This is a genomic window from Paraburkholderia sp. SIMBA_054, from assembly GCF_046534875.1.
Classification (GTDB): Bacteria; Pseudomonadota; Gammaproteobacteria; order Burkholderiales; family Burkholderiaceae; genus Paraburkholderia; species Paraburkholderia hospita.
This window is the reverse complement of the sequence record NZ_JAWRXV010000126.1, coordinates 1-9,395: the sequence shown is the minus strand read 5'-3', so window position 1 is coordinate 9,395 and position 9,395 is coordinate 1. Positions and strand designations below refer to the sequence as shown.

10 protein-coding genes and 1 tRNA gene are annotated in these 9,395 nt (G+C 61.9%); 1 reads left to right on the top strand and 10 read right to left on the bottom strand.

The annotated features are described in order from the left end of the window. Positions 1-409, top strand: a 409-nt coding sequence (locus SB822_RS53810; RefSeq protein ID WP_410858677.1) for a GntR family transcriptional regulator, incomplete at its 5' end; no start/stop codon positions are given. Positions 410-713: 304 nt separating this feature from the next. Here the strand turns inward: SB822_RS53810 and SB822_RS53805 are convergent. The 10 genes from SB822_RS53805 to ydfG form a co-directional block, all read right to left on the bottom strand. Next, positions 714-1,868: a polysaccharide biosynthesis/export family protein gene (locus SB822_RS53805; protein ID WP_410858676.1), complete on the bottom strand. Its 1,155-nt coding sequence runs from the start codon at positions 1,866-1,868 to the stop codon at positions 714-716. 711 nt (positions 1,869-2,579) lie between these two features. After that, positions 2,580-2,655, bottom strand: a tRNA-Lys gene (locus tag SB822_RS53800). Between the two features lie 208 nt (positions 2,656-2,863). Then, entirely contained in the window at positions 2,864-3,613 is a 750-nt protein-coding gene (gene ybgF, locus SB822_RS53795) for a tol-pal system protein YbgF (RefSeq protein ID WP_410858675.1), read from the bottom strand. 15 nt (positions 3,614-3,628) lie between these two features. Next, entirely contained in the window at positions 3,629-4,138 is a 510-nt protein-coding gene (gene pal / locus SB822_RS53790; RefSeq protein ID WP_410858674.1) for a peptidoglycan-associated lipoprotein Pal, read from the bottom strand. Positions 4,139-4,157: 19 nt separating this feature from the next. Next, positions 4,158-5,450 (bottom strand): Tol-Pal system beta propeller repeat protein TolB, encoded by a 1,293-nt coding sequence (tolB, locus tag SB822_RS53785; protein ID WP_410858673.1) that lies wholly within the window; start codon positions 5,448-5,450, stop codon positions 4,158-4,160. Positions 5,451-5,567: 117 nt separating this feature from the next. After that, a complete protein-coding gene (gene tolA / locus SB822_RS53780) occupies positions 5,568-6,590 on the bottom strand; it encodes a cell envelope integrity protein TolA (protein ID WP_410858672.1) in 1,023 nt (340 codons plus the stop codon). Continuing rightward, positions 6,587-7,033, bottom strand: coding sequence for a protein TolR (gene tolR, locus SB822_RS53775; protein WP_007733411.1), 447 nt, complete (start codon positions 7,031-7,033; stop codon positions 6,587-6,589). Before tolR ends, tolA begins: the two co-directional genes overlap by 4 nt. 10 nt (positions 7,034-7,043) lie before the next feature. Continuing rightward, positions 7,044-7,721, bottom strand: coding sequence for a protein TolQ (gene tolQ / locus SB822_RS53770; RefSeq protein ID WP_007584943.1), 678 nt, complete (start codon positions 7,719-7,721; stop codon positions 7,044-7,046). A gap of 165 nt (positions 7,722-7,886) precedes the next feature. Further along, entirely contained in the window at positions 7,887-8,357 is a 471-nt protein-coding gene (gene ybgC, locus SB822_RS53765) for a tol-pal system-associated acyl-CoA thioesterase (RefSeq protein ID WP_410858671.1), read from the bottom strand. A gap of 147 nt (positions 8,358-8,504) precedes the next feature. Beyond that, positions 8,505-9,251 carry a bifunctional NADP-dependent 3-hydroxy acid dehydrogenase/3-hydroxypropionate dehydrogenase YdfG gene (gene ydfG / locus SB822_RS53760; RefSeq protein ID WP_410858670.1) on the bottom strand — a complete coding sequence of 249 codons (747 nt, stop codon included), beginning with the start codon at positions 9,249-9,251 and terminating at the stop codon, positions 8,505-8,507. Positions 9,252-9,395 lie beyond the last annotated feature (144 nt).

Genomic DNA, 9,395 nt, shown 5'->3' with positions numbered 1-9,395 from the left:
ATCGCTCCCGTTTTACTTCGTCCCTCGAACATCATTTATGTTGCTCATTGCCCCATCGATTTACGTGCTCACGCTCATCCAGGTGCTGCGGTCAACTGGTCCCGGTGTTCTGAGGCTCAGCATGAACAAGACTGCAAACAAGCATTGGCGTCCGGACTTCGCACGTCTGTGTGGGACGCCATATCTCGCCATAGCTGCGCAGATCGAGGAAGCGATCAAGAAAGGCGTATTCGTTCCCGGCGATCGACTTCCCTCGCAGCGTTCAATTGCAGATGACCTTGGTTTCCATCTGAACACGGTCAACCGGGCTTTTCGGGAAGTTGCGCGACGCGGACTCGTGCGTGGTAACGCTGGACGTGGAATTGTCGTGATCGCCCGCGAAAACCCACCGGTTAGCCGGCGAAGGTGAGTGTGGCTGTCGTTCCCGTCTCTCTCCAGTGCAATGGCTTATTGGCGTTCCGTAGAGAGAATTGCTCCGATGATTTGCTGTGCTCGCGCGGCATGACGGCGCCCTGCTTTACCGGTTGAGCCTTTAATCGCCGACACGCACCACGTGAGGGCTGGTCTTAGCGCACGAAGACCAGCCCGATATAACAATGATGCAACGTATCAACAGGCGACCAGCGGCGGTTGGAATGGCGCGCCGGTTCGCAACGCGAAGGCATGGCGAAAATTTGCATCGAGGTTGGAGCGGAGCCTGCGTCCGGGTTCAATTATTTCGTCACGATCGCTGCCGTAAGGCCAGCATTGATTGCTGGCAGGAGCAGATTCAGCACACGGTTGAATTTGACCAGCGCGCCGTTGTCTACAAACACCACATCCTTAGGGTGGAGATCGAACTGGTTAGCGAGAATCATCGATACCGGCGAGGTGGCATCGAGATGAAAGATCTGAGGTTTGCCGGCACTGCCGTACGGGGCTCGAATGACGAACAACTGATTTGCCTCCGCCGTATTCTGGTTCAGGCTGCCCGCCTGAGAGAGGGCTTCGGCAAGCGTGAGTTTGCCGCTCCTCATGGGCAAAATGGTGGCGGGCCTGTTCACCTCGCCCATGACGTAGATGCCATTCTCGTCGCGAGCAGCGACCCGCAACATGTCGCCTCGTTGCAGCATGATCCTCGCCGGATTCCGGCCGGCGTCGATCAGGTCTGGAATGTTGATCCGTATGGTCTGATCGTCCCGGATGAGGTCGACCCTGCTTTGGTCTGCATTAGGCGTGAACCCACCCGCGCGCCCAATCGCTTCCGGCAACGTCATTGGGATATCGTTGATCTGTTGCAGGCCTGGTGCACGCACCTCGCCATCGATGTATATCTGTGCCCAGCGGAATGACGCGACGCGTACGGTGACCTGCGGATCCTTGTATATTTTCGCGATCAGTGACGCGATTCTCGCCTGGATCTCCTTAACAGTCAGACCCGCTACGTGCACGCTGCCAGCGTAGGGAAACTGCACGTTCCCTTCATCATCGACGAGAAAACCGGGAGCGGCGTCGGAAGGTCGCGAGCTTGGATTGGGCTGACCGAGCGCGGCAACAAGTTCCGGATGATCCCAGACTGTTATCTGCAGCACATCGCCTTTCCCGACCGCATAGCCCGGGGGGTCGGACCGTGCGGTATTCAACATGGTTTGCACCTGCTGTGAGAGGTCGCCTTTTGCGGCGTCCTGCAGCTTTTGAATTTCGTCGAGGTTGATATCGGTGATCGGCACCGTGATCTGTTGTCGCGGCTCGCCACTATATTGACCGCCAGAGACATCTATAGATGACGGCACGATCATCCGCTGGCCCGGCACGGCCGAGCAGGCGGACAGGACGACTCCCAGGATAGCGATTGCTAACGCTCGAATATAACGGTCTGAGACGCACATGGCGGGTCTCCCATTTTTGTGTTGTTGGCTTCGTTGTTGTGGCGTGTGGGCTTTTCAGAGGCGCACTGACCAAAGTATCGTATTGAAGCCTCCGGCGAATAGTGCGGTCGCGCACTCGCCGGGCTGCTACCTTGCTCTTAGGTTTTCTATACGGTGCGCTAGCGCACACGATTTCTCGCAGCGATGCATAGCGTCTGCTTCAGTGTTGCGCAGTACTTCGCTGTTCCTATTCATCCAGCATTTTGCCGATCGCGAACCTTGCATGATCGGGATGGAAGCATGTGGAGGCGAATCGCTGCGTCGATGAGAAGCGACAACTCGATTAACACCGGATGCGACAAGCGGGTTTGAGAGCGACGCTCACGAGTGCAGTGGGTTCACGCACCATCCATGGCGGAAGACACCAGGGTGGCCGTCGACTTGCCTGATGTCCAGATGCGACTCGCCCCAGTAGTTGTTGATGCCGATGCCGGTTACCCACTCGCCACAGCGCGAGTGAATGGGTCACGGATGTCCACATCACCGTAATGCTGATGGGTATGTTGTCCCAGGTCGATACCAACACTGGAGAGGTGGTGGTATCGACCTCAAGGGGCCGTCTGGTCCATACCTGCCCCCGCTTTTCGCAAGCCGATGCAGGCTGTTTGCGGAGCGAGAAGAGTTGCGGAGCAAAGAAAAAGGGCCTAGCCGAAGCTAAGCCCTTGAATCTTTTGGTAGGCCGTACGGGATTCGAACCTGTGACCAACGGATTAAAAGTCCGCTGCTCTACCAGCTGAGCTAACGACCCAAAAGAGAAGCGGAAGTATATCGGTCGAGCCAATATGTGTCAACCAACGCCGGCCGGCCAGCAGGCGATCCACACAAAGAAAAGCCCGGAACCTTGCGGCTCCGGGCTTTCCGGCGAGAGGCGCGCGCATCGGTTATTGAAGAGTCGACACTGCGCGTTTTACTGCGTCCATCAACTACACGCCCGGCTCGTGCCGGACGCCACAACATCACTTGATCTGCGAAAGCTTGCTTTGCGCCGACTGCGCGACATCCGAGCCGCCGTACTGCGCGACGATCTGTTCGAGCGTCTTCTTTGCAGCGGCCTTCTGACCTTGTTCGAGCTGGTTGTTCGCGATAGCCAGCAGTGCTTCCGGCGCCCGCGGATGCTGCGGATACTTCTGGACGACGCCTTGCCACACGGCCGTCGAGCCCTTGTAGTCGCGCAGCGCGTAGAGCGCGTTGCCGAGCCAGTATTGTGCCGTAGGCTGATATGGGCTCTGCGGGTACTTCGCGATAAAGCTGCGGAACGACGTCGCCGCGTTCTTGAAGTCCCCGCTGCGGAACTGCTGCGAAGCCGCGTTGAACGCATCCGTTTCACCCGGCTGCACGGCGCCCTCGACGCCGTCGACCGTCTGCTGCTGCGGCTCGAACTTCTTCAGACGACCGTCGAGGTCGGTGTAGTAGTCCTTCTGCTGCTTCTGCAACGTGGCGAGCTGATTGGCGAGGTCCTCGTTCTGTCCGCGCAACGTCGCGACCTGCTGGTTCAACTGGTCGAGACGGTTGGACTGATCGAGGATCGTGCGTTGAGCCGCCAACAGCTGGCTCGACAGACTATCGGTCTTGGTGCGCAGATCGAGAATCGCCTGGCGAGCCTGATCGTCGTCGAACATGCCTGCGTGCGCGGGCAGGGCCATCACGGCCGTTCCCGCGACGCAGGCGGCTGCGGCCATGCGCAGCCAGGAGAAACGGGGCGTCATACGGCTTGTCACCTATTACTGTTGATAGACGAGGTCCGCGCGGCGGTTCTGCGCCCACGAAGCTTCGTCATGACCCGTTGCCTGCGGCTTTTCTTTACCCAGACTCACGGCTTCCATTTCCGAATCCGGAACGCCCTGCAGCGACAGCGAGCGGCGGACAGCTTCAGCACGCTTCTGGCCAAGTGCCAGGTTGTACTCGCTCGTGCCGCGCTCGTCGGTGTTGCCCTGGATCAGGACGTGACGTTGCGGATGGCTCTTCAGATACTGCGAGTGTTGCTGCAGCAGCGGCTGGTAGTCGTCCTTGACCGAATAGCTGTCGAAGTCGAAATAGATGCTGCGCTTGGCCAGCGGGCTGTTCGGATCGTTCAACGGATCGACGTTCACCGTGGCGACATCGTTCGGGTTAGGCTGAGTGCCCGTCGCGCCACCCTTGTTGGCGTTTTCGTCGAGCTTGACGCCCGAATGACATGCAGCCAGCGCGCCGACCATACCCACGGCAAACGCGATACGAAGTTTGGACATCATGCTTCACTCTCCTTGTGTGTTATTGCATAAACGGGCCCCAGGAAGGCTCGCGTACGATGCCTCCCTGAACGGACAGGACCTGCCGCGTCCGACCATCGGTCGATACTGCGGCCAACACGCCACGGCCGTTCACCTGAGTGGCGTAAAGAATGTACTGACCATTCGCCGCGAAGCTCGGCGATTCGTCATGTGTGGTGTCGGTGAGCGCCGTCGCGACGCCCGACTGCAGATCCTGGATATACAGCTTGAAGCCCCCGCCCGTGCGCGAGATGTATGCGAGCTGCTTGCCGTCCGGGCTCACGCGCGGACTCGTATTGTAGTTGCCCGTGAAGGTCACGCGCTGCGCGCCGCCCGCGGACTCGCCGCCGGCAGGCATCTTGTAGATCTGCGGCTGGCCGCCACGGTCGCTCGTGAAGTAGATCAACTGGCCATCAGGAGAGTACGACGGCTCGGTGTCAATCGCGCTGCCTTGCGTGAGGCGGCGCAGGCCGCTGCCGTCGGCGTTGACGGCGAAAATCTGAGTGTTGCCGGTGCGCGACAGCGCGACGGCGAGCGTGCGGCCATCAGGCGACCAGGCGGGCGCGCTGTTGTTGCCCTTCTGGTCCGACACGACGACGCGGCGGCCCGTAGGCAGATCGTGGATGTAGACGATAGGCTTCTTCTTTTCGAACGACACGTACGCGACCTTCGTGCCGTCCGGCGACCATGCCGGCGAGATGATCGGCTCGGGGCTGGAGAGGGCGATGTGCGCGTCCTGGCCGTCCGAGTCGGAAATCTGCAGCTGATAGCGGTTGCCCGTCTTGATCACGTACGACAGACGGGTCGCGAACACGCCGCGGCCGCCCATCAGCTTTGCGTAGATGTAGTCGGCAACCTTGTGCGCGCTCATGCGTAGGCCGCTTTCCGGGCTGACCAGTTCGAGGCCGCCGAGGCTTTGCTGGTTGACGGTGTCGTACAGCTTGAAGCGCACCTGGTACTGGCCGTTCGGCAGCTTGGTGACGCTGCCTGCCACGAACGCATTCGCGCCCTTGGCCTTCCAGGCGCCGAGATCGACCGAATCGCCTTCCGAAACGGGCGCGCTGCCAGCGTCGATATTGGTGAATTTACCGCTGCGCTGAAGGTCCTGGCGGACGATCGTGCTGATCTGCTGGGGAGAATTGGCCTCGTTGGCAAAATTTGCCGTGGCGATCGGGAACTGGGTGGACCCGACGCCTGTCACGAGGACGTTGAGTTGTGCATGGGCGGCACCGCCGGCGGCGATCAGGCACGACGCTACCAGCGCTCGCAGGCGTAGCTTGGTCATCAAACTCATTCTGTATAGATTCCCCAAAAAACGAATTGCTAACACTTCACGACTACAAACAGACCGACCTGCGCAGATTTCGTTCCCGGTCCGCCCGCGACAGCGTGCGAATCGGAAACGCCTGCGTCAGGCGGCTGGACGCAGCGTGATCGTAAAACTGCCGGGCGTCTTGCCGTCGATGTCCTGAGGCATCGGATCCGACCGCTGGACGGCCCGCAGTGCGGCGTCGTCCCACGCCTGGTTCCCGCTGCTACGGGTGACGGTCGCGCTCAGCAGCGTGCCCGTCGGCGAGCAGCGCACGGAGACGACCGTTTGCAGGCCCGACGTATCGCCGGACCAGATGATGTTCGGACGCACGCGGCGCTGGACCTTCTCCGCATAGCCCGGCGACGTGGCGTTGCCGCCCGCGCCGCTGCCCGTACCACTCTTCGCGAGACCGTTGCCCGTCGAGCCTTCGCCGCCCGCCATGCCCTGCATGGCTGCGAGGCGCTGGCGTCGCTCGGCGTCGAGCTTCTTCGCGGCTTCGGCGGCCTGCGCGGCAGCCTTCGCCTTGGCGGCCTTCGCGGCGTCAGCCTTGGCCTGCGCGTCGGCTTGCGCCTGCTTCGCTTCCTGTTCCTTTTGCTGTTCCTTCTGCTCTTCCTGCTGCTTCTTCAACTGCTCCTGCTTCTGCTGGGCGAGTTGCTGCTGCTTGAGCTTGTCGGCCTGTTGCTGCTGTTGCTGCCTGAGCTTCGCGGCGGCGGCTGCCGCGGCCTGATCGGCGGCGAGCTGCTGCTGGCGCTTCGCCTCGGCTTCCTGCTGGGCCTGCAGCTTCTGCTGACGCTGCTGTTCGGCAAGTTCGGCCTGACGCTGCGCTTCCTGCTGCTTGCGTTTCTTTTCCTGCAGCGCGATATCAGCCTGTTCGTCGTTGACCTGCGGCGCGGGCCTCACGGGCACGGGCGGCGGCACAACGGGGCGCGGCGTCGGCACGTCGGGCACTTCTGTCCACAGTTCGGCTTCAGCGCCCGCAGGCGTGCTGTTCTGCCAGTGGATGCCGTGATACAGGAAGAACCCCAGCAGCACGTGCATCACCGCGGCGAGCGCGAACGCGCGCCACGTGCCGCGCTCGCGCGGCGGTCGAAGCGGGTAGGCGTTTTTCTGTCGGCGGGTCATTGCGATTTGACGAGCAATCCAACGCGCTTGACGCCACGAGCCTTCAGGTCGGACATCACGTTCATCACGACTTCATACTTGACGGTTTTGTCGGCGGCAATCACGACAGGCTGGTCGGGATGCGATGCCTGACGGTCGGTGACGAAGCTGCGCAGGTCGGCCTGCGTCATCGTCTCCTGTTGTGTCGCGCCCGCGTCGTCCTTGTACTTGACGTTCATATTGCCGTCCGCCTTGATGTTGACGACGACGGGCGGCGTCTGCTGCTGCGGCGCGGCGCCGCCGACGGTCGGCAGGTTCACGATCGACGGCGCCACGAGTGGGGCCGTCACCATGAAGATCACGAGCAGCACGAGCATCACGTCGATGTACGGGACGACGTTGATGTCGGCCATCGCGCGGCGCGAGCGGCTGCCGCGCATGCTGGAACGGGCTGAACCGGCCATCGTGGACTCCTTAATGGGCCTGACGTTGCAGGATGTTCGAGAACTCTTCGATGAAGGTTTCGAAGCGGATCGCGAGGCGGTCGATATCGTGCGCGTAGCGGTTGTAGGCGACCACGGCAGGGATAGCGGCGAACAGGCCAATGGCCGTTGCCGTCAGCGCTTCGGCGATGCCCGGCGCGACGTTCGCGAGGGTGGCCTGCTGGACGTTCGCGAGGCCGCGGAACGCGTTCATGATGCCCCACACCGTGCCGAACAGACCGATATACGGGCTGACCGAGCCGACCGATGCGAGGAACGCCAGGTTGGCTTCGAGCACGTCCATTTCGCGCTGGAATGCGGCGCGCATGGCACGGCGCGCGCCGTCGAGAATCGCGCCCGGATCGTTGAGACGCTTTTCCTTGCCCTTCAGGAACTCACGCATGCCCGACTCGAAAATACGTTCGAGCGCGCCGATCGTGTGACGGTTGTTCGCGGCGCTCTGATACAGCGCCTGCAGGTCGCCGCCCGACCAGAAATCGCGTTCGAAGCGTTCAGTCTGCGCCCGCGCGCGGCGGATCGCAAACCACTTGCGGAAGATGAAAGTCCACGACATCAGCGACAGCAGCAGCAGTAGCGCCATCACTGCCTGCGCCAGCAGACTCGCATTGAGAACGAGGGAAATGATCGACAGATCTTGTGTAGTGTTCATAGAGGTTCGTTGTAACGTCCCGGGTGGGGCGTCCGGCTGCAAGGTGAGTCGAAGCGTTCGGTTGGCATTCAGTTGGCAAACCGGAAGCTTCGGCGGGTTCTTCGCCGAACCATGCTTGGTCTTGTTGTGACCGTTACGAGTTCACTGTCCAGCTAACAACGACGCTCAAATACTTGTCGTTGACACTCTGGGGCCCGGTTCGCGCCGCAATGCGGCGTGGACCGGCGGAGGAATGGCGGCCGGCTTCATCGATCGCGAGTCGACACAGCCGACGCGAATCGCGCCCGTTGCCAGCAGCGTATCGTCGCGCCAGGCTTCCTGAGCGAAATCCACCGATGCGCGGCCAAGCCGCTCGATCCGGCTGACGATGCGCAGCATGTCGTCGAGCCGGGCGGGCGCGCGATAGTCGAGCGCGGTGCTGCGCACGACGAAGAGCGCGCCCGATTCTTCGGCCAGCTTGCGTTGATCGACGCCGCACGCGCGCAGCCATTCGGTGCGCGCGCGCTCAAAAAACTTCAGGTAGTTCGCGTAAAACACGATGCCGCCGGCATCGGTGTCTTCGTAATACACGCGAATCGGCCAGACAAAGCCGATTTCCGCGCGGGACTGACTGTCAGACATATTCATGGCGCGCATTTTACCGGAACGCAAAAGCCCGCCGCATTTTCGGGCACTTTCGTGTCCGATTGCGTTCGTGCTGCACGACGGGCGCCGCGTCGCTGCTGCACGACGGGCGCCGCGTCGCTGCTGCACGATCCAGCCGACGCGGCGCGCCCGCGAAACCTAGCCGCGGTGGATGTTCAGGCCGGCAAACGACTGCGCGACGGGCATCAGTTCGATCGTATTGATGTTGACGTGCGCGGGGCGCGTCGCGATCCAGTAGATCGAATCGGCGATGTCTTCGGCCGTGAGCGGCTGGACGTTCTGATAGACGCCGGCAGCCTTCTCGTCGTCGCCGCGGAAACGTACGTTAGAAAACTCGGTGCCGCCGCACAGGCCCGGCTCGATGTCCGTCACCCGCACGGGTGTGCCGTGCAGGTCGGCGCGCAGGTTCAGGCTGAACTGGCGCACGAACGCCTTGGTCGCGCCGTACACGTTGCCGCCCGGATACGGCCAGGTGCCCGCCACCGAGCCCAGGTTGAACACATGCCCGCGGCTGCGCTCGATCATTCCCGGCAGGAAGGCGCGCGTGACCTGCACGAGGCCCGTGCAGTTGGTATCGATCATCGTCGTCCAGTCGTCGAGCTCGGCACGTTGCGCAGGCTCGAGCCCGAGCGCGAGGCCGGCATTGTTGACGAGCACGTCGACGGCGGCGAAGTCGGCGGGCAGGGCGTTGGGGACGGCTTCGACGGCTGCGCGGTCGCGCACGTCGAGCTCGAAGGGCAGAAGGTTTTCGCCGAGCTCGTCGGCGAGGGCCTGCAGGCGATCCTTGCGGCGCGCGGTCGCGACCACGCAATGGCCGCCCTTGACGAAAGCCCTGGCGATAGCGGCGCCGAACCCTGCGGACGCGCCGGTGACGAACACGATCATTGCTGTTCCCTGGTCGGTGAAGAAAGGCCACAAGCCTACTTCCAATGCGGCGATGCGGCAAGAATGACCGCTCTAAGCTGTCTGCACATTTCTGTGCACATCTCGCTTTTTCTGCTTCACCGAGACCGGTTTCACTGATGCCGA